Origin of the sequence: Streptomyces sp. NPDC087270 (genome assembly GCF_044744625.1) — a bacterium.
GTDB lineage: Bacteria > Actinomycetota > Actinomycetes > Streptomycetales > Streptomycetaceae > Actinacidiphila.
On the sequence record NZ_JBIUYR010000003.1, the window covers coordinates 186321 to 205845 of the forward strand.

Annotated in this window: 21 protein-coding genes; 14 read left to right on the forward strand and 7 right to left on the reverse strand. The window is 74.3% G+C overall.

From position 1 onward, the window contains the following. The first annotated feature begins 86 nt into the window (after positions 1-86). The 3 genes from ACIPAE_RS07585 (at position 87) to ACIPAE_RS07595 (ending at position 2990) form a co-directional block, all read left to right on the forward strand. The gene (locus tag ACIPAE_RS07585) at positions 87-584 is read left to right on the forward strand and encodes a hypothetical protein (RefSeq protein ID WP_402443561.1); all 498 of its coding nucleotides are present in this window, start codon (positions 87-89) and stop codon (positions 582-584) included. Positions 585-778: 194 nt separating this feature from the next. After that, positions 779-1891 carry a PP2C family protein-serine/threonine phosphatase gene (locus tag ACIPAE_RS07590; RefSeq protein ID WP_402443563.1) on the forward strand — a complete coding sequence of 371 codons (1113 nt, stop codon included), beginning with the start codon at positions 779-781 and terminating at the stop codon, positions 1889-1891. Positions 1892-2015: 124 nt separating this feature from the next. Beyond that, the gene (locus ACIPAE_RS07595) at positions 2016-2990 is read left to right on the forward strand and encodes an aminoglycoside phosphotransferase family protein (RefSeq protein ID WP_402443565.1); all 975 of its coding nucleotides are present in this window, start codon (positions 2016-2018) and stop codon (positions 2988-2990) included. Between the two features lie 173 nt (positions 2991-3163). On the opposite strand, the gene ACIPAE_RS07600 is transcribed toward ACIPAE_RS07595, so the two are convergent. The 4 genes from ACIPAE_RS07600 to ACIPAE_RS07615 all read right to left on the reverse strand — a co-directional run bounded on the left by ACIPAE_RS07600 (position 3164) and on the right by ACIPAE_RS07615 (position 5931). Continuing rightward, positions 3164-3784 (reverse strand): hypothetical protein, encoded by a 621-nt coding sequence (locus ACIPAE_RS07600; RefSeq protein WP_402443567.1) that lies wholly within the window; start codon positions 3782-3784, stop codon positions 3164-3166. Between the two features lie 118 nt (positions 3785-3902). Then, the gene (locus ACIPAE_RS07605; protein WP_402443568.1) at positions 3903-4484 is read right to left on the reverse strand and encodes a histidine phosphatase family protein; all 582 of its coding nucleotides are present in this window, start codon (positions 4482-4484) and stop codon (positions 3903-3905) included. A 47-nt stretch (positions 4485-4531) separates the two neighbouring features. Continuing rightward, on the reverse strand, positions 4532-4939 hold the full coding sequence (locus tag ACIPAE_RS07610; protein WP_402443569.1) for a RidA family protein: 408 nt from the start codon (positions 4937-4939) through the stop codon (positions 4532-4534). Positions 4940-5037: 98 nt separating this feature from the next. Further along, positions 5038-5931, reverse strand: coding sequence for a helix-turn-helix domain-containing protein (locus tag ACIPAE_RS07615; RefSeq protein ID WP_402443571.1), 894 nt, complete (start codon positions 5929-5931; stop codon positions 5038-5040). Positions 5932-6176: 245 nt separating this feature from the next. On the opposite strand from ACIPAE_RS07615, the gene ACIPAE_RS07620 reads away from it, so the two are divergent. From ACIPAE_RS07620 to ACIPAE_RS07640, 5 genes are all read left to right on the forward strand, one after another. Beyond that, positions 6177-6494 (forward strand): carboxymuconolactone decarboxylase family protein, encoded by a 318-nt coding sequence (locus ACIPAE_RS07620; protein WP_329373272.1) that lies wholly within the window; start codon positions 6177-6179, stop codon positions 6492-6494. A 166-nt stretch (positions 6495-6660) separates the two neighbouring features. Beyond that, positions 6661-7062 carry a cupin domain-containing protein gene (locus tag ACIPAE_RS07625; RefSeq protein WP_402443573.1) on the forward strand — a complete coding sequence of 134 codons (402 nt, stop codon included), beginning with the start codon at positions 6661-6663 and terminating at the stop codon, positions 7060-7062. A 103-nt stretch (positions 7063-7165) separates the two neighbouring features. Beyond that, positions 7166-8188, forward strand: a complete 1023-nt coding sequence (locus ACIPAE_RS07630) for a zinc-dependent alcohol dehydrogenase family protein (protein WP_402443575.1) — start codon at positions 7166-7168, stop codon at positions 8186-8188. A gap of 89 nt (positions 8189-8277) precedes the next feature. After that, a complete protein-coding gene (locus ACIPAE_RS07635) occupies positions 8278-8655 on the forward strand; it encodes a DUF2255 family protein (RefSeq protein ID WP_329373265.1) in 378 nt (125 codons plus the stop codon). 126 nt (positions 8656-8781) lie between these two features. Beyond that, entirely contained in the window at positions 8782-9447 is a 666-nt protein-coding gene (locus ACIPAE_RS07640) for an SDR family NAD(P)-dependent oxidoreductase (protein ID WP_402443577.1), read from the forward strand. 84 nt (positions 9448-9531) lie between these two features. Here the strand turns inward: ACIPAE_RS07640 and ACIPAE_RS07645 are convergent, their stop codons facing one another. Beyond that, positions 9532-9678: a hypothetical protein gene (locus tag ACIPAE_RS07645; RefSeq protein ID WP_402443579.1), complete on the reverse strand. Its 147-nt coding sequence runs from the start codon at positions 9676-9678 to the stop codon at positions 9532-9534. Between the two features lie 121 nt (positions 9679-9799). Between ACIPAE_RS07645 and ACIPAE_RS07650 the strand changes: the two genes are divergently transcribed. Beyond that, positions 9800-10696, forward strand: coding sequence for a DUF3626 domain-containing protein (locus ACIPAE_RS07650; RefSeq protein ID WP_402443580.1), 897 nt, complete (start codon positions 9800-9802; stop codon positions 10694-10696). 228 nt (positions 10697-10924) lie between these two features. On the opposite strand, the gene ACIPAE_RS07655 is transcribed toward ACIPAE_RS07650, so the two are convergent. Next, positions 10925-11533 (reverse strand): YdeI/OmpD-associated family protein, encoded by a 609-nt coding sequence (locus tag ACIPAE_RS07655; RefSeq protein WP_329373257.1) that lies wholly within the window; start codon positions 11531-11533, stop codon positions 10925-10927. 435 nt (positions 11534-11968) lie between these two features. Between ACIPAE_RS07655 and ACIPAE_RS07660 the strand changes: the two genes are divergently transcribed. The 4 genes from ACIPAE_RS07660 to ACIPAE_RS07675 all read left to right on the forward strand — a co-directional run bounded on the left by ACIPAE_RS07660 (position 11969) and on the right by ACIPAE_RS07675 (position 17558). Beyond that, positions 11969-12526 carry a DUF6000 family protein gene (locus ACIPAE_RS07660; RefSeq protein ID WP_402443582.1) on the forward strand — a complete coding sequence of 186 codons (558 nt, stop codon included), beginning with the start codon at positions 11969-11971 and terminating at the stop codon, positions 12524-12526. Positions 12527-12692: 166 nt separating this feature from the next. Beyond that, a complete protein-coding gene (locus tag ACIPAE_RS07665; protein WP_402443584.1) occupies positions 12693-13796 on the forward strand; it encodes an NAD(P)/FAD-dependent oxidoreductase in 1104 nt (367 codons plus the stop codon). A 349-nt stretch (positions 13797-14145) separates the two neighbouring features. Continuing rightward, positions 14146-16767, forward strand: a complete 2622-nt coding sequence (locus ACIPAE_RS07670; RefSeq protein WP_402443586.1) for a hypothetical protein — start codon at positions 14146-14148, stop codon at positions 16765-16767. A gap of 221 nt (positions 16768-16988) precedes the next feature. Further along, entirely contained in the window at positions 16989-17558 is a 570-nt protein-coding gene (locus ACIPAE_RS07675) for a histidine phosphatase family protein (protein ID WP_402443588.1), read from the forward strand. Positions 17559-17804: 246 nt separating this feature from the next. Here the strand turns inward: ACIPAE_RS07675 and ACIPAE_RS07680 are convergent, their stop codons facing one another. Next, positions 17805-18356, reverse strand: coding sequence for a TetR/AcrR family transcriptional regulator (locus ACIPAE_RS07680; protein ID WP_402443589.1), 552 nt, complete (start codon positions 18354-18356; stop codon positions 17805-17807). Positions 18357-18466: 110 nt separating this feature from the next. Here ACIPAE_RS07680 and ACIPAE_RS07685 point away from each other — a divergent pair, with 110 nt between their 5' ends. Further along, a complete protein-coding gene (locus tag ACIPAE_RS07685) occupies positions 18467-19486 on the forward strand; it encodes an NADP-dependent oxidoreductase (RefSeq protein ID WP_402443590.1) in 1020 nt (339 codons plus the stop codon). Positions 19487-19525: the final 39 nt, after the last annotated feature.

The following is a 19525-nucleotide window of genomic DNA, read 5'->3' on the forward strand; positions in this document are numbered from 1 at the left end:
GGGCACGGGCGCCGGGCGCCGGGCGACGCAACCGGCGCGTGCCCCGGCCGAGTCCTTGTCTGCAGAGCGCAGAGGAGGACTGCCGGATGGACACCAACACGGTGACGGCCGTCAGCGCGACGGCCATCGCCTGCGCGTCGTTCGTCGTCTCGGTCCAGCAGGGCAGGGTCGGACGGGAGCACAACCGTCGCTCGGTGCAGCCCGTGCTCGAGACCTGGTGTCAGCGACGCAGCGGCCAGACGACGGGCTTCGGTCTGAAGAACGTGGGGCTCGGGCCGGCGTTCGTGACCGGCTCACGGGTGTGGCTGGACGCCGCGCACCTCGGGCACTGGGGCCGGCAGACACTGCAGTTGCTGCGAGCCGAACTGACCGCGCCGGTCAGGTCGGTGGAGATGAACCACAGTCCTTGGGTGCTGCCCGCCGGCGGTTCACACTTCCTGCTGTACGTCGAGGACTACGACGACACGCGTCACGCGGACCTGTGGAGCATGATCAAGAACCGGCTCACCGCGGAGTTCACGTACGAGTCGATCTACGGCGGCGAGGCGTTCCGGATTCTCTACCACTGGGAGGAACGCCACTGACGGCCGTCGCCGCGCGGTCCCGGGGCGGCTGCCGCTGCGGAGGGGCAGGCGGCCGCCGGACGCGGGTGGAGTGCGGGGCGCCGGGCTTGCGGGGGTGTCACCAGGGGCTACGGTGGATGGGCAGGTGCCCGCGCCGGGCACTGGGGGCGGCCGCGGCGGCGCCCGGCAACCAGGCGCCACAAGGAGCACGGGCGATGGGAGTGCGGGCCGGATGGTGGAGGGCACCCGGAGTGCCCGGGACGCTCGCCGCGCTGGCGCTGCTGGTGGGCTCGCTGCTCGACGTGTTCGGGCCGGAACCGTATGTGGGGCTGCCGCTGCTGGCCGCGGCTCCGCTGGTCGCCTCGGCCACGCTGTCGTTCCGCACGAGTGTGGTGTTCGCGGTGCTCGCGGCCGCCGCGTCGATCGGGCTGGACTTCGACCAGGACCGGGCGTGGCTGTCGAGCCTGATCGACCTGGCGGTGGTCGGCGTGGTGGGAGTGCTGGCGCTGGTGGTCAACGTGCTGATGGGCCGGCAGGTGAGCGACCTCGCCCGGGCCACGGCCGTCGCGGAGGCGGCGCAGCGCGCGGTGCTCCCGCAGCCTCCGGCCCGGGCCGGACCGCTGGCGGTCGCGTCGACGTACACCGCGGCGCAGGCGGAGGCGCGGATCGGCGGGGACCTGTTCGCCGTGCAGGAGACGCCGTTCGGCGTGCGGATGATGATCGGGGACGTGCGCGGCAAGGGGATGCAGGCGGTCGGGGCGGTGTCCGTGGCGATCGGCGCGTTCCGGCAGGAGGCGGAGCACGCGCCGGACCTGCCGGATCTGGCCCGCCGGATGGACGAGGCGCTGGCGCGCAACGCCGCCCGGGAGAGTTTCAACCACCCGACCGAGGAGTTCACGACGGCGCTGCTCGCCGAGGTGCCCCCCGACGGCCGGACGCTCTCCGTGGTCAACCGCGGCCACCCGCCGCCGTACCTGGTCAGCGACGGGTCGTTCGAGCCGCTGCTGCCCGCCGCGCCCGCGTTTCCGCTGGGCATGGGGCTGTCGCCGGTGTCCGGCGACGGCACCGCCCACCCCGCCGACTCCTGGCCGCTGCCACCCGGCGGGACGGTGCTGTTCGTGACCGACGGCGTCACCGAGGCACGCAACCGCAAGGGCGTCTTCTACGATCCGTGCCGTTCGGCGCTGGTCGGCCACCGCTTCGACGAGCCGCGGGACCTGGTCGACGCGCTCACCGAGGACGTCGACCGGTGGACGGGGCACACCCGCCAGGACGACATGGCGGTCCTCGCCGTGACCCGGGTCGCGGAGACCCCCTCCCGGTCCTGACGGTCCCGGCGCCACGGTCCCGGCGCTGACGGTCCCGCTCCCGACGGTCACGGTCCAGGGTGGCGGCGGCCGGCCGGCGGAAAAGCCGTTGCGGAGGCACGTGTGCGACGTCCACGATCCCTGGATGATCGAGAACGTACGGGGCGGCTCCCCCGGCGAAGGCGGCGACCGGCCCGAGGGCGAGCGAACCGGCGACGACGCGCCCGGCGACGACGGCCGGGCCGGGATCGACGCGGCGCTGGTGCGGCGGCTGATCGCCGAGCAGTTCCCGCGGTGGTCCGGGTTGCCGGTGACCCCGGTGGTCGTCGACGGATGGGACAACCGGACGTACCGCCTCGGCGACAGGATGACGGTGCGGCTGCCGACCGCCGAGGGCTACGTCCCCGCGGTGGACAAGGAGAACCGGTGGCTGCCGGTCCTCGGGCCGCAGTTGCCGGTTCCAGTACCACCCCTGCTCGCGAGGGGCGAGCCGGGCTGCGGCTACCCGTACCCGTGGTCGGTGCGCGGCTGGCTGGAGGGCCGGACCGCGCGGCCGGAACGGATCGGCGACCTGACCGGGTTCGCCGTGGAACTGGGCGGGTTTCTCCGTGCCCTGCAGCAGATCGACGCCACCGGGGGCCCGGCGGCCGGCGCGCACAGCTTCCACCGCGGCGCGCCGCCTGCGTACTACGACGACGAGACGCGCCGGGCGCTGTCCGCGCTGCGCGGCCGGGTCGACACCGAGCGGGCCGGACGGCTGTGGGACGAGGCGCTGAGCAGCCGGTGGCAGGGGCCGCCGGTGTGGTTCCACGGCGACGTCGCCCACGGCAACCTGCTGGTCAGGGAGGGCCGGCTGGCCGCGGTGATCGACTTCGGCACCTGCGGGGTCGGCGATCCGGCGTGTGATCTCGTCGTCGCGTGGACGATGTTCCGCGGCCGCAGCAGGGCGGCGTTCCGCGCGGCGGTCGGCCAGGACCGCGACACCTGGGCCAGGGCCCGCGGCTGGCTGGTCTGGAAGTCCCTGATCAGCATCGCGGAGCACCACGACAGCAACCCCGCGCTGGCCGCCGAGCACCGCCGCTCGCTCGACGAGGTGCTCGCCGACCGGGAGGAGCGGTAGGCGGGGAGCCGTAGGCCGTGTGACGGCCCGGGTGCGCCATGCCCGGGTACGCCGCGCACGGCCGCGCCATGCCCGGGTGTGCTGCGCCCCGCCGCGCCCGGGTCCGCCATACCCAGGTGCCGGCTGCCCGGTGTCTCGGGCCCCGCCGTCCGGCGCCCGGCCCGCACCCGGTGTCAGGATCGCCCGGCCGAGGCGTCGATCTGGGCGCGGTACCCCGCGCGCAGCGCGGCCACGGAGGAGGGCGGCGTGATGACGGTGGCCGCGCCGAGCGACGGCACGCGGCGCCGGCGTCCGTAGCCGTCGGGGCTCCACTCCACCAGCGCGTCGCCGTGCAGCAGCGCCGGGGTGCCGTCGTCGAGGAGGGCGAACACGCCGTCGGGCAGGCCGGACCACGGCAGTGCGTGCAGGCGGCGGCGGTGGGTGCCGCGGTGCAGCCGCTCGGCGTGCAACCGGCTGTTGATCGCGCGCGCGGACGGCACGGGCACGGACAGCGCGCGGCTCCAGGCGTCGCGGTACGCCGTGTAGTCCGCGCGGCGGCACTCCGCGCAGGGGCGGTGCCCGGCGGCGAGCGCGACCGCTTCGTCGTGGAAGTACAGGTACGTGTAGTGGTGCGGCCGCCACTGCGGGTTCCACCGCCCCCGGAAGTCCAGGGCGCAGGTCAGCCAGGCGTCGCTCGCGTGGAAGCGGACCACCCGGTGGCCGTCGTGCAGGATTCCCCGGTTCCCCGTCCAGGCTCCGCGCAGCGGGAAGGCCGCGATGTCACCCAGCGGTGTGACCCGGTTCCGCTCCGCCATCGCGTACGCTCCCGCCTCCGGTCCGCCGACCCCGGTGCCGTCCCCGCTGCTGCCTCCGCTCCCCAGGCAACCACACGGCACCGACAACGCCGCCCGGCCTCGATCGGGGCGCGCCGCCTCACGGCCACGCGGGGCAGTGCCAGGCGCGGCGCTCGTGGTCGTACGTGACGAGGAAGGGTTCCGCGTGCGGCAGCGGGGTGCCCCAGACCGCGCCGCCGAGGCCGCACAGGTGGCTCAGGGCCACCGTCAGGGAGGCGACGTGCCCGACCACGGCGACGGTGCCGCCCGGGTGCGCGCGGGCGATGTCGTGGAAGGCGCCGGTCGTTCGCGCGAGGACGTCGTGCCCGCTCTCGCCGTCCGCGACCCGCGACTCCAGGTCCCGCTCGACCACCCACGCGTGCAGCACCTGGGCGGTGAGCTGGTGGACGGCGGGATCTCGCGAACCCTCCAGGGCGCCGATGCCGACCTCGGTCAGGGCCGGCAGCGCCCGCGGGTCGGCGCTCACGCCCGCGCCCTGGGCGGCGATCTCGCCGCTCTGGCGGGCCCGCAGCGCGGTGCTCGTGTAGATCGCCACCGGACGTTGGGCGGCCAACACGCGGCCCGCCGCGGCGGCCTGACCGCGACCTCGGGCCGTCAGCGGCACGCTCGGCACGGCTCCGGCGGTGCCGCTGGTGACGTTCTCCGACTCGGCGTGGCGCATGCACCAGATCCGCACCTCGGGCTTCGTCCCGTGAACGTACCCGCGGGTCACGGCAGCGCCGCTGTCAGATCGACCTCGACCAACTGCCCGGTGAAGCCGAGCCGGTTGACGCCGAGCAGGGTGCTCGCGGTGGTGAACGCCGGGCCGATCGCCGAAGCGGTGAGTCGCCGCCAGGCCGCGCCCAGGACCTCGGTGACGTCGGTGGACACGTAGATGACGGAGCGTACGACGTCGTCGGGTTCCGCGCCCACGGCGGCCAGGGCGGCCAGCGCGTTCGCGGCGACCTGGTCGATCTGGGCGTCGAGCGATCCCGGACCGACCAGCACGCCGTCGCGGTCGAGCGGGCACTGCCCGGCGAGGTGGGCGGTGCGGCCGGCCTCGACCACGGTGATGTGGTGGTAGCCGGGGGTCGGGTGGAGCCGGTCGGGGTTGATGCGGGTGATCCTCGGGCTCATGGCCCCGAGCCTGGCGAACGCGGGCACGAGGCGCACCAGGTTTTCCGAAGGACCCGAACCGGCGGTGACTGTTTTGGCGGCTTACGGCTGCGGGCGCGTCAGGGCGCGGTCTGCTCGGTTCGGGCGGCCGGTTCGGTGGCGGCCCAGGCGGCGAGGAGGGTCAGGCCGTCGGATGAGGGGGTGCCGGGGGCGGCGCTGTAGCTGGTGAGGGTCAGGCCGGGGTCGGCGGGCAGTTCCATGGCCTCGAAGTCGAGGGTGAGGTCGCCGACGACGGGGTGGTGGAAGCGCTTGGTGCCGGTGTGGTGCAGGCGCACGTTGTGCTTGGCCCAGGCGGTGCGGAACTCCTCGCTGCGGGTGACGAGTTCACCGATCAGGTCGGTGAGGTGCCGGTCGTACGGATCGCGGCCCGCCTCGGTGCGCAGCAGGGCGACGGTGGTGTGGACGGAGGTGTCCCAGTCGGGGAAGAAGTCGGGCCCGTCGGGGTGGAGGAACTGGAAGCGGGCGGTGTTGACCGGCCGCTCCGGTGCGTCGAACAGCGGCGCGTACAGGGCGCGGCCGAGGGTGTTGGCGGCGAGGATGTCCAGCCGGCCGTTGCGGATGAAGGCCGGGGTCCCGGTCATGGAGTGCAGGACCCGCAGCATGGTGGGGCGGACCTGGCGGCGGGCCGGATGGGTGCCGCGGCGCGGGCCGGTACCGGCGGCGCGGGCGAGGTCGTGCAGGTGGGAGCGCTCGGCTTCGTCGAGTTGCAGGGCCCGGGCGATCGCGTCCAGGACGCTGTCGGAGACACCGGCGAGGTTGCCGCGCTCCAGCCGGACGTAGTAGTCGACGCTGACCCCGGCGAGCAGGGCGACCTCCTCGCGGCGCAGTCCCGGCACCCGCCGGTTGCCTCCGTACGCGGGCAGCCCGGCCTGCTGGGGGGTGATCCTCGCGCGGCGCGTGGCCAGGAACTCCTTGACGTCGCTCCGGCCCGCCCCACTGGTCCTGCTGTCCATGCCCTCCAGGCTACGGCCGGCCCGCGGCGGCTGAGGGGTTCTGTCATTACCTGGAACAGCAGGTCCTTCCTCACCGGCATGACCTGCGGTTTCCTCGATGGTGAAGCGGTCCGGCGACCCGGCGGGCACCGCAGGGACGCCCTACGGCGGCACCACGCAGGACCCGTCCGGGGAACCTGTCCCGGCGGCGCTCCGACGCCGGGACGACCTTTCGACCGATCGACCTTTCGACGTGAGGAGACGCGATGGCAGGACAGACCGCACCCCGGCACTTGGCTTCGGTGGCGCCGAAACTGGTGGAGCTGACCGACGAGGTGCTCTTCGGCGACGTGTGGGAGCGGCCCGGCCTGTCCGCGCGTGACCGCAGCCTGGTCACGGTGAGCGTGCTGGCCGCGCTGTACCGCACCGAGCAGCTTGGCTTCCACCTGAAGCTGGCGATGGACAACGGGCTCACCCGCGAGGAACTGGGCGAGGCGCTGACCCATCTGGCGTTCTACGCCGGCTGGCCGGCCGCGATGACCGCGGCGAACCGGTTGCACTCCCTCGTCGAGGACACCGCGTGAACGGGCGCGCGCCGGTGCGGGGCCCGTCCCCGTACCGCGGGCAGCGCCCGTGGCCGCACCCGCACGTGAACACCCGCACCCCATCCGCACCGCACGTGAACACCCGCACCCCATCCGCACCGCACGTGAACACCCGCACCCGAGCAACCGCAGGGAGAACCGTCGTATGGAACTGCTCGCCGCACCCCCCACCGCCAAGCTTCCCGGGAAGTGGTTCACCGGCGACGCGTGGGCCGATGTGATCCACCGCGGCGAGGAACCCTCCCGGGTGCGCGCGAACACGGTGCGGTTCGCGCCCGGCGCGCGGACCGCGTGGCACTCCCACGGCCTCGGCCAGACCCTCTACATCGTCGAGGGCATCGCGCTGATCCAGTCCCGGGGCGGCGAGATCCTCCGGGCGCGTCCCGGGGACGTGGTCTGGACCCCGCCGGGCGAGGAGCACTGGCACGGCGCCGCCCCCGACCGGTTCATGGTGCACCTCGCGCTATGGGAGACCGACGACGTCGACTGGCTGGAGCACGTCAGCGACGCCGAGTACGCCGGGCCCGGCACGGGTACCCGCGCCTGAGGGGGCGACCGGCCCCCGCGGCGCCCTCGCCGCGCCCCTCCGCAACCTCTCCGCAACCCCGAGACGCAAACCCGAAACGATCAAGAAGGCAAGGTAGATCATCATGCGTGGAGCCGTCATCCACTCCCCCGGTGACGTGCGCCTGGAACAGCGCGACGACCCGGCGATCGTCGAGTCGACCGACGCGGTCATCCGCACCGTCGCCACCTGCGTGTGCGGGTCGGACCTGTGGGACTACCGCGGCGTCAACCCCGTCACCGGGCCGACCCCGATGGGCCACGAGTACGTCGGCGTCGTCGAGCAGGTCGGCGCCGACGTCGAGCTGGTCAAGCCGGGCCGGTTCGTGGTCGGGTCGTTCTTCGCCTCGGACAACACCTGCCCGAACTGCCTCAACGGCTACCAGAGCAACTGCCTGCACCGGGTGCCCGTCGGCGCCATCGGCTCCCAGGCCGAGTACGTGCGCATACCGCTCGCCGACGGCACCCTCGTCGCCACCCCCGAGCTGCCCGACGACGCGTTCGTGCCGAGCCTGCTGGCCTGCTCCGACGTCATGGGCACCGGCTGGTACGCGGCCGTGGCCGCGCAGGTCAGGCCCGGGCAGACGGTCGTGGTCGTCGGTGACGGCGCGGTCGGCCTGTGCGCGGTGATCGCCGCGAAGGAGCTCGGCGCGGAGCGGATCATCGCCATGAGCCGGCACGAGGCCCGGCAGAAGCTCGCCACCGGGTTCGGCGCCACCGACATCGTCGTCGAACGCGGCGACGAGGGCGTGGCCCGGATCAAGGAGATGACCGGTGGCATCGGCGCCGACGCCGTCCTGGAGTGCGTCGGCACCCAGCAGTCGATGCAGCAGGCCCTGCGCTCCACCCGGCCCGGCGGCAACGTCGGCTTCGTCGGCGTCCCGCACGGCGTCGCCGTCGACGGCACCGAGTTCTTCTTCTCCCACGTCGCCATGCGCGGCGGCCCCGCACCGGTCCGGGCGTTCCTGCCCGACCTGATCGAGCGGGTGCTGTCCGGCCGGATCGACCCCGGCAAGGTCTTCGACCTCACCCTGCCGCTGGACCAGGTCGCCGAGGGCTACCGCGCGATGGACGAACGGCGCGCCGTCAAGACGCTGCTGCTCCCCTGACCGCACCCGACCCCGTACGGCCCCCGCACCCGTATCCGTATCCGTATCCGCACCCGAAATCACACGCCGACCGAGAAGGAGCCGACGCCATGACGAACTGGCCGCACGACGAACTCCAACGGATCGGGGAAGCCGACGAGTTGGCGATCGCGCCCGCACGCGCGGACGGCACCCGGCGGGCACCCACGACGATCTGGGTGGTCCGCGACGGCGACGAGCTGTACGTGCGGGCGTACCGCGGCCGGCAGGGCAGCTGGTGGCGCGCCGCCCGGGCCGGCCTCCGGGGCCGGATCAGCGCCGGCGGGGTGGAGCGCGACGTCGCCTTCGCGGAGGTCGACGACCCGACGCTCAACGACCGGGTGGACGCCGCCTACCGTGGCAAGTACGGCTCCTCCGGGCCGTACGTCGCCGCGATGGTGTCGGAGCAGGCGCGGGCCACCACGCTCGCGGTCCGCCCGAGCCCCTGACGTCCTGAGTTCCCGGCCGCGGGGTTGCCGGCCGAAGGGTTCCCGCCGCCGGTCGCTCCCACCGTTACCGCCGGCAGGTCCGTACCGTACGAACCGCACCCGCACCCCACACCGCCTGGAGAAGCCGTGACCACCATCGCCATCATCGGAGCCGGCCCCGGTCTCGGAGCCGCCGTCGCACGCCGGTTCGGCCGCGAGGGCTTCGACGTCGCCGTCATCTCGCGCGCCCAGGAGCACGCGGACGCCCTCGCCGCGCAGCTCGGCGGGGAGGGGGTGACCGCGCGGGGCTTCGCCGCCGACGTGCGCGACCCGAAGGCCCTGACCGCCGCGCTCGACGCCGCCGCGGCCGCGCTCGGCACCATCGAGGTGCTCCAGTACAGCCCGGTCCCGCACCGGGACTTCATGAAGCCCATCCTGGAGACGACGGCCGCCGACCTGGTCGGGCCGGTCGAGTTCTCGGTCTACGGTCCCGCGACGGCGGTCGGGCAGGTGCTGCCGGGCATGCGCGAACTCGGCCGCGGCACCCTGCTGTTCGTCAACGGCGGCAGCGCCGTCCAGCCGCTCCCCGAGCGCGCCGGCACCTCCATCGCCTTCGCCGCCGAGAGCGTCTACGCCCAGCTCCTGCACGACACCCTCGCGGACGCCGGCATCCACGCCGCCCAGCTGATCATCCCCGGCGCGATCACCCCGGGTGACCCGCACAGCGACCCCGAGATCCTGGCCGACACCCTGTGGTCCCTGCACCACGCCCGCGAGGGCTTCCGGCACTTCGCGTCGCCCCTGACCACATGACCACGTGGCCGTCTGGCCGTCCGGCCGCCTGGCCGTCTGCCTGGGGCCGACCCGGCCGTCCTGACCCGGACTTCGCCCGCCGGATCAGGGGCGGGTGCCGGTGAGGTGGGCGTAGGCCACGACGTTGCCCTCGTACTCCTGGCGCTTCTTGTCGAACCCGCCGCCGCAGGTGATCAGGCGCAGCTTGGGGCGCGCGGAGTTGCCGTAGATCTCGACCGTGGGCGGCTCCATTCGGGTGACACCCCGTCGGGGTGCGCGAAAGGGCGGCCCCGGGCGGTTCGTGCGGCCGGGCAGCCCACCGTGCGCACCACAATTCCCTTGCGTACGGCGGCCGGCCCGGCAGACTACGGGGATGACGATCAGCGACCCGCCGCCCACTCCCGCGCAGCGGGCGCTGCGGCACGTCGAGGAGCGCTCGACCGGCGCCCCGGTCGACCCGCGGCTGCGGGTGACGCTCAACTTCCACCCGGACCGGGCGCACGACGGCCTGCCGATCCTGGCCCGGCTGGCCGCCGACGGCGTGTACCGCTCCCAGTTCGTGACCGGCACCAGCAACGGCGGCCTGACCGCGCGTCCGGGCGGCGACCGCTGGCGCTGGGAGAGCCGGATCTTCGGCGGGGCGTACGACGACGCGCCGCCCGAGCAGCGGCCGGTGTACGGGGCGCTCGACTTCCGCCGCCGCTCCACCGGCGGGGCGCCGCGGTTCGGCTCGGCGCACTTCCGGCTGACCGCGGGCGCCGTCGCCCGGACCACGTTCTGCTACCCGGACAGCTTCTGCGAGCCCTCCGACTTCGGCGTCGCGGGCCGCATGGCGCTGGTCGCGCTCGCCGAGGCGGACGACAAGGACGCGCTCGACGACTACGTCGAGGCCCAGGTGCACGGTCCCGTCCTGCTGGAGCGGGACGTCGAAGCCCTCGTCCTCGACGCCTGCCACCGGAACACCGCGGTCGAGGAGCAGGCCCGGGCGCTGCCCTGCCCGCTGGAGTGGCACGCCGGATTCCGGCTCTCCGTCGCGGAGTTGCGGCGCCATCCCGACTACCGGGGGCCGCGGTTCGTGGAGCTGGGCAGCCGGATCGCCGTCGACGGGCAACTCGACCCCGCGATCATCGCGGCAGCGGCCGCCACCGGCACGCACGACCCGCAGGACCTGAAGAAGGTGTGGCACTACCTGGCCCGCTTCGGTGCCCCCGCGACCCGGGATTCCGCCCCGCTCCCCCGCGACACCTCCCCCGCGAGCGCCCGCCCCTGAGCTTGAACGCGTGATGTCCGGCGGGCCTTTGCGGACGTCAGACGCGAGCCGGGACCTGCTGCACCGAGGGACCCAGGGCAGCGGCGAGGACGGTCAACGCCTCGTCACTCGACCAGGCACGCTCGAGGTTCCACAGGGCGATCTCGGCGCCGGGGTGTCCGCAGCCGATCCGCTCCGGGCTACGGGCTACGGGCTACGGGCTACGGGCTACGGGCTACGGGCTACGGGCTACGGGTGCAGCTTCTCGCCCTTCGCCAGCATCGCCACGTACTTTTCGATCCGGCGCGCCCGGGTCTCGGCCTTCTTGGCGTCGTGAATCCGGTAGAGGATCGCGTAGCGGTTCTGCCGGTCCAGTGTCTCGAAGAACTCCGCCGCGGCCGGGTCGGCGGCCAGGGCTGCCGCGAGGTCGTCCGGCACCGTGGCGGTCCTTGCCCCGTCATAGGCCGCCTCCCAGCGGCCGTCTGCCTTGGCGCGGTCGACCTCGGCCTGTCCCGGCGGACGCATCCGGTCCTGCTCGATCAGGGCGGCCACCTTGTCCCGGTTGGCCTTGGACCACTTGCTGCGCGGCTTGCGCGGGGTGAACCGCTGGAGCCACCACTGGTCGTCGAACTTCGCCTTCTGGCCGTCGATCCAGCCGTGGCAGAGGGCCACGTCGAGCGCCTGGGTGTAGTCCAGCGCGGCGGTTCCGGTGCCCTTCTTGCGGAGCTTGAGCCAGATGCCGGGCGAGACGGCGTGGTTCTCGCCGAGCCATGCCTGGAACGCCTCGGCGGATTCGAATGCGACGATCTCCAAGTCCTGAGTCACCCCAGCAGCGAACCACACCCGGCCGACGGCCATGAGGCATTCGGCACGGCCCCGGACGCGGGATGCCGGCTCCACGGTCGTCCAGGCCGCACGGTCATCCAGGCCGCACCGGATCTGCGTCGTGTCCTGGCCGGCCCTGATGGCAGCCTTCCGCACGCGGGCCCGCCGCATCCTGCCCGATGCTCGGGTGGCCGCCCCGCGAGAGACCGCGCGGCATCCCCCGATGGTCTGCCATGGGGCGTTCTTCGATGGTGTGGGGCACCGTGGTGGTCGGCAACCGGTAGGGGGCGTTGTGGCCAAGGGCAATGGGGTGTACAGGTCGCGTCTGCGTGCGGCGGCGTGGATGGTCCGAGTGGACCTTGGCGGTCTGCGGGACTACGCGGCGACTTTCCTGCGCGGGAGGTTCGGCAGCCCTGAGCACCGCTACCGGCATCGATTGATCCGGCGCTACGTCGGCCACGGCGGTCGTTGCCTGCACCTGCGCGGCGGGGTGCTGTTCTGGCCGCGGCCCCGGCAGCGGCTCTTCCAGTACCGGCTGCGCTGGTCCGCGCGCAGGGCCGGCACCCAAGATCTGACGACGCTTCTGGACACGGGGGCTGGCGCGAGCGGTCGGCCGCCTCGTGGCTCATCGCGGTCGGACGGCGTGCCGACCTCCGCGACCGAATCGCCCGGGACCTGCACAGCGGTACCGCGTGCGGGTACGGCTGGGACTACTGCACGGCGTTGGCCCGACTGGGCACAGAGCAGGATGCCGAACTGCTGCGTCGCTATCTGGACCAGGCCCTTCTCGTTCCACGCCCCGTGGACGAGGACGATCACCGGCACTGCCGGCGACGGGCCATGGGGGCGCTCCTGTTTCTCGACGGCGTGCTCGGCACCAGCCGTGCACAGCCGCTTCTCGCTCCAGGCGGGTTGTGGGAGCAGTGGTCCGGTGAGGAGGGCACGGACTCCTTGGCGGAGGAGCGGGAGTCGGTCGCACAGTTGGTGGCCTTCGCGGCAGGCAGGAGACCGCAGATCAGGACGTAGGCGCGGTGGTTTCCCGGCACCGGAAGGACGTGGTGAGCGGCGCCCGGAACCACCGACCAGGACGAGCGCCGACGCCAGGCCGTCATCGCGGGCGGGCCGGTACCCCGTTTTGCCGGAACGGCACACGCTTTTGCTCATGTGACCGCGGTGCGCGCAGGGTGGGGGCATGAGCGAGCGAGAGATGGCGCGTGTGGACGGGACGACCTGGGACGTCGTGGTGATCGGGGGTGGGTCGGCCGGGCTGTCGGCCGCGTTGAACCTGGCCAGGGTGCGCCGGTCGGTGCTGGTGATCGACGCGGGCGAGCCGCGCAACGCCCCGGCGGAAGAGGTGGGGGTGCACGGTCTGCTCGGGCGTGAGGGGATCTCCCCGCTGGAACTGCTGCGCCTCGGCCGCGAGGAGGTCGCCTCCTACGGTGGCCGGGTCGTCGCGGGGCGCGTCAGCCGGATCGAGCGGCGCGACGACGGTTTCGGCGTGATCACGCAGGACGCGCGGGAGGTGCGGGAGGTGCGCGCGCGGCGGTTGCTGGTGGCCACGGGTCTGGTCGACGAACTCCCGGACGTGCCGGGGCTGTCGAAGCGGTGGGGGCGTGACGTCCATCACTGCGTGTACTGCCACGGCTGGGAGGTCCGCGACACGAAGATCGGCGTGCTGGGCAGCTTCCACCAGGCTCTGATGTTCCGTCAAATGTCGGACGACGTCACGCTCTTCCCGAACGGCGGCCCCGAACTCACCGACCAGCAGTGGGAGCAACTGGCCGGCCTGGGCGTCGCGGTGGTGGACGGCCCGGTGACCGGTCTGCGGATCGACGACCGGGACCGCCTCGTCGGAGTCCTGCTCGGGTCCGGCGCGGTCGTGCCCGTCCACCACCTGGTGGTCGCCCCCTACTTCGTCGCGCGCGCCGGCTTCCTCGACGGCCTGGACCTGCCGCTGCGGGACCATCCCCGGGGCGTGGGCAAGCAACTCGCCGTGGACGCGGGCGGGTTCACCGGAGTCGCGGGCATCTGGGCGGCGGGCAACGTCAGCGACCTGCTCGCGGGTGTCCCGGCGGCCGCCGCCGCGGGAGTCGGCGCCGCGGCCGCGATCAACACGGACCTCCTCACGGCCGACGCGGAACGCGCCGCGGCCCTCCGCACCCCGCCGCAACACACCCCGCCCAGCGCCGCGTTCGCCCCGTTCGACGCGTTCGCCCCGGCCATGGAGGCGGAGGTCTCCCGCCGCATCCTGGGCACCCGCGTCCACGGCCTGGACTCCCCCACGGCGGAGCTCTGAGGACGCGCGTGACCGGGTGCCGTCGCGCCATACGTTCACCCGGTCACGCCGCCCGAGTGCCGCTCGGCGAGGGCCCGCACACGGCGGCACGCCACCCCGTCGGGCGGTCGGCGGGGAGGCGGTCGCAACTACCCTGTCCGTAGGGGATCTCGGACGGCTGCGGCGGGTGTGACACCGGTGTCGAGGGGAAGTCATACACCTGCGTTATTGTGCGGAATCACGCGATGGTCGCGTTCATGGGTACATATCGGCGAGCAGGATGCGGTGACGGTTGGTGAGACGGTGGATCGGCACGCGTCCGCGCCGTGGGGCGGACGGCGGACGGCGGGACGCGGAGGGTGCCGAGGCGGTGGGCGGGGCGGGGGGCGCGGGGCCCGGCTCCGTGGACGCGGTGGACCCGGACGCCATCCACGTCGAGGAGATCGACGGCGTCCACGTGGTGCGTACGGTGGGCGAGCCCGCGCCTGACCCGATGTCGATCGCCGAACTCGGCTACGCCATGGCCGCGCAGGACGGCACCACGGTCACCGTCGTGGTCGGCACCGAGAGCGAACGGGCCTGGTCGGGCCTGGAGGAAGTGCTCGACGGGCAGCGGCCGGGCTCGTTCCGCGAGGTGCTGCTGGTGCTGTCGCACGCCGCCACCGCCCGCGCGGACCGGCCCGCGGTCGCACGCAGGATCGTCGAACGGTGGGGTGTCCGCGTGGTCGCGCCCGACGGGGCCGCCCTGCTGGTGCCGGGCGGCTCGCTGTTCGTGCCGCGGCGCCCGGAAGACCCTGAGGAGACCGGGGGCGGCGCCGGGGCCGGCCAGAACCGCGGCTGGTGGCGGTTCGCCCCCGAGGGCGAACCCGAGCCGCTGGGACGGCAGTTGCCCGCGCCGTCGTGGCAGGCGGACCTGGACCGGCTGTCGGGGACCGCGACCGGGGAGACCGCGATCCACCGGATTCCGGCGGGCGTGGCGCTGCGCCCGCTCGACGAACCCGCTCCGCTCCCCGGCGACCTGGCGTTCGCCGTCCCGGTCGGCCCGGACCGGCCGGTGGTACTGGTGGGCGCGCCCGGCGACGAGGTCGAGCTGACCCCGCACGACGTGGTCGGCGCCCTGACGCTGCTGCCGCCGCCGATACGCTCGGCGATCCGGCTCGCCCCGGGCGGCAACAGCGACCTGCTCGCGGCCGGACAGCTGGCCGCGGACACGTTCCGCATCGAGGTGGAGGTGCTGACCGGCGCGCCGCTGATGACCGACGGCCTGTCGCCCGACGGCGACACGCACCAGGTGCGCACCGTACTGATCGGGCGGGACGGCACCCCGGCCTGGCGCCCCTTCGTGGAGTCGGTGGTGTGCCGCCCGCAGCTCGACGGCCCGCCCGTACCGCCGCTGCTGCTGCGCTGGCAGCCCCCGCTCAGGGGCGTCGGTTCGGCGCGGACCGGGGTGCTGCGGCTCTCCGAGTCCTGGCAGGTCGCGGTGACCAGGTCCGGGCTGCGCGTGACCCGGGTGAGCGGCATGCCGATCGCACTCGCCGAGCGCCCGGTCGACGCGGACGCGCCCGCGATCGAACTGGGTACGCCGGGCCGCCCGTTGGGCTCCTCCGCGCTGCCCGCCCTCCGTACGCTGCTGGCCGCGCTCAGCCCGGAGGTACGCGAACGCGCGGTGCTCCACCTCTACGGCGACTGCGGCACGGAGCAGGCGCGCGAGTTGAGCCGGGTGCTGTCCGAGCACGGCGTCAAGCGGCTGCGGACCAAGCCGCCCCAGCCCGCCGCCCGCCGCCCGGCTCCCCCGGCCAGGCCCCACCCGCTCCCGGCGGCACCGGCGGTCCCTGCGTTCCCTGCGCCCGGTGGAACCCGCCAGCAGCCCGGGCCGCGGCTGCCCGCCCGCCCCGCGCTGCCCCGGCCGTCGGGCGCCGGTCAGGCAGGGCCGGCGCCGGTTCCAGTTGCGGCACCGGCACCGGTGAGCGCGCCGGTGCCCCCGACTCCGGCCGCACCCGCGCCCGTGCCGGCCCCTGCGCCCGCACCCGCACCCGACGCCCGAAGTGCCGTACGCAGCAAGGCCGTCGAGCCGCCCACGGCGCCCCGGCCCATACCACCGCGGCCGCCGGCCGGCACGGCTCCCCCGGCACTCATACCGCCAGGACCCGTACCGCCGCAGGCCGCACCGCCGGCGCCCGTACCCCCCGCAGCCGTACCGCCCGTGGTGCGACGGCCGGTGCTGACACCGTCGTTCGGGCTGGGCCACCGCAGTTCCGCCGCCCAGCGCGAGGCGTTCCGGGCGCTGGTGCCGGACGAGGTCTGGCGCGGGCAGGAGGAGGCCGTCGAGCGGATGCTGGGCCGGGCGGCCACCGAGGAGATGGGCGAGTGGGCGCCGCATCCCGTCGACGTGCTGGCCGTTCACCTGTACCTCACCACGGGGGACGGCCCGCTCGGCCACCTCGCGCTCGGCGCCGCCCTGCGCGCGGGCGACCCTCGCGTGCTGCCCTACGCCGCGTGCCTCGCGTCGGGCCTGGGCCGCATGGTGCCGTACCGGGGCCCCGCGTTCAGGAGCGGTGACGCGCTGGCGCCCGAGCGGACCGTACCCGGCCGGCTGCTGCGCGCGCCCGGCCCGGTCAGCGCGTTGACCGCGAACCTGCGCGGCCCCTCTGCGACCACCCGGTACGCCGTCTGGTCCGAGAACGGGCGACGGGTCCGCCTGGAGCGCGGTGGCGCCCAGCCCCGCACCGGCGGCGCCGCGGAGTCCGCGGACGAGGTCGTCTTCGCACCGGGCACGACCTTCCGCGTCCTGGACGTGCGCGAGGTACGCGGGTCCGGCGTGGTGCTGCTGCGGGACGTGACGAGCGGCGCGGGCTCGGGCACGGCGGCCGAGCAGGACCGGGCCGCGCTGCTCGCCCTCACCGAGGCGCTGGACGAGGGCGTGCCGTCCGGCAGCAGGGGCCGGGTCCGGCGCTGGCCGGCACGCTGCTCGGGCCCCGCGGGCTGGGAGTGACGCCGAACGGCCGCCGAGGAGAGCCCCGGTGCCGATCCTCGGTCGGCCGCCGACCGGGCCCGTGGCCGGGGTGACCGCAGCGGTAGCGGCGGCGAGGCCGATCACCGCGGCGCCGGCACCCCGCTCGGCGACCTGGACGCCGTCGGTGCCGCCTTCGCACCAGCCGACGCCGCATCAGGCGATGTTCACCCTGTTTTCGAGGTGAGATACGGTCCTCGGCCATGGGCCAGTTGGTGTTGATCAGGCACGGCGAGACCGCGTGGAGCCGGACCGGGCAGCATGCCGGCCGTACCGACCTGCCACTGACCGAGGCGGGCGAGGAATCGGCTCGTGCGCTCGCGCCTCGGCTGGCCGATCGGGAGTTCGCCGCCGTCCACACCAGCCCGCTGACCCGCGCGGTTCGGACCGCCGAACTGGCCGGACTGAGCAGCGCGAAGCCCGACACCGACCTGATCGAGTGGGACTACGGTCGCTACGAGGGGCTGACCGCCGAGCAGATCCAGGAGTTCAGGCCCGGCTGGGAGCTGTGGCGCGACGGCGTCGACGACGGCGAGGACCTCGGGCAGGTGACGGTGCGGGTCGATGCCTTCCTCGGCCGGGTCCGGCCGCTGCTGGACCAGGGCGACGTGGCCGTCGTCGCGCACGGCCACCTGTCCCGCATCCTCACCGCGCGCTGGCTCAGGCTTGACGCGTCGGCCGGGCGGCAGTTCGGGCACCCGCATCCGGGCACGATCAACACGCTGGGTCACGAGCACGGGCTGCCGGTCGTGCTCGGTTGGAACGTGCCGTGATACCGGCTGGCCCTCGCGGCGGCGAACTGCGGCGCCCTCGTGAACATCGCCGCGTCGGCACCCGGTTCGACGTTTCTCACGCCTGAGCCCGGCCCGGCGCGCGGCCCGACCATCGGGCCGACCGCCCGCCCCTCCCCCGGCGAACCCGGCGTCGTGTCGCGCACGGCCGAGCCCGCGGGTGAAGCAGTCAGCCGGGGCCCCGGGCGCGGCCTTCCCCCTCGGTCGCTTCGCCGAGGGACCCACCCGTCAGGGCCCACCCGTCAGGATCGCCCCCGCGACCACGTCGAAGAGGCGATCGGCGCGGGGCGCGAGCGAGGGCTGGTCACCGAGCCAGGCGAGCATGGCGATCAGCGCGAACAGGTCGGCGCCGTCGATGTCGCTCCGCGCCGTGCCCGCGGCCTGAGCACGGGTGAGGAGCCGCGCACCGGCCGCGCGCAGGGTGACGCAGGAGGCGTGGAGCGCGGACTCGGCGTCCTCGATGGCGGCTGCCATCAGCTCGGTCACGCCCCGGTACTCGGTCGCCCACACGACGCAGTCGCTCAGCCATGTGACGAGGGCGTCCTCGGGCGCGCTCGATGTCTCGAACTCGACCGCCCTCGCCGTCAGTTCGTCGAAACTCGTGCGGAGCAGGGCGTCGAGCAGCGCCTCGCGGGTCGGGAAGTGCCGCAGCAGCGTGGCGAGCCCCACGTCGGCCCTGCGCGCAATGTCGCGCAGCGAGGCGTCGACGCCCTGCTCGGAGATGACGGTGCCCGCGACGGCGAGCACGTGGTCACGGTTCTTCCTGGCGTCCGCCCGCATCGGTCCCCTTGACTATCCGGATCAGTGGTCCATATATTCGGATCAGTGGTCCACTTATGTGGATCGCCGATCCGATTCAGCGTAGCCCGCAGCGCGAGCAGGAGAGAACGATGCCGACACACACGATGAGGGCGGTCCGGCTCCACGAGCACGGCGGCCCCGAGGTACTGCGCTACGACGAGGTGCCGATTCCCGTGCCGGGCCCGGGCGAGGCGCTCGTCCGCGTGCACGCGGCCGGCGTCAACCCGCCGGACTGGTACCTGCGCGGCGGGCTGACCACGATCCCCGGGGAACCGGATTCGACGGTCGGCCTGCCGGTGACTCCGGGCACGGACGTGTCGGGCGTCGTCGAGGCCGTCGCCGCCGACGTGGACGGCCTCGCCGTCGGCGACGAGGTCTTCGGCCTGCTGCGCTTTCCCGGCTTCGACGGCAGCGCCTACGCCGAGTACGTGGCCGCGCCCGCCTCGGACCTCGCCCGCAAGCCGGCCGGAGTCGACCACGTGCACGCCGCCGGGGCGCCGATGGCCGGACTCACCGCGTGGCAGTTCCTGATCGCACTCGGCCACGACCGCCCCTCGCCCTTCCAGCCGGTGCCGCATCGCCCGGTCCCCCTCGGCGCCGGCACGACGGTGCTCGTCAACGGCGCCGCCGGCGGCGTGGGCCACTTCGCGGTGCAACTGGCGAAGGCGAAGGGCGCCCACGTCATCGCGGTGGCCTCCGGCGCGCACGAGGCGTTCCTGGCCGAACTCGGCGCCGACCGGTTCATCGACTACACCAGGAGCCGCCCCGAGGAACTCGTGCACGGCGTCGACCTCGTCCTCGACACCGTGGGCGGCCCCGACAGCAGGCGCCTCCTGCGCACGCTCAAGCGCGGCGGCGCCCAGTTCCCCGTGTTCCCCGGGGACTTCGACGACGAGGAGACCGCGAAGCTGGGGGTCACGGTCTCCCTCACCCAGGTCCGCTCGAACGGCGCGCAACTCGCCGAACTGGGGGGCCTGCTGGACGCGGGCACGGTCCGCGTCGCGATCGACAGCACGTTCCCGCTGGCGGACGCGCGGGCCGCGCACGAGCGCGCCGCGCGAGGACACATCCAGGGCAAGATCGTGCTCACCGTCGCCCAGGATGTGTAGCCGCCCCACGTCTCCTCACGCCTCGGGGCCGGCCCCGCG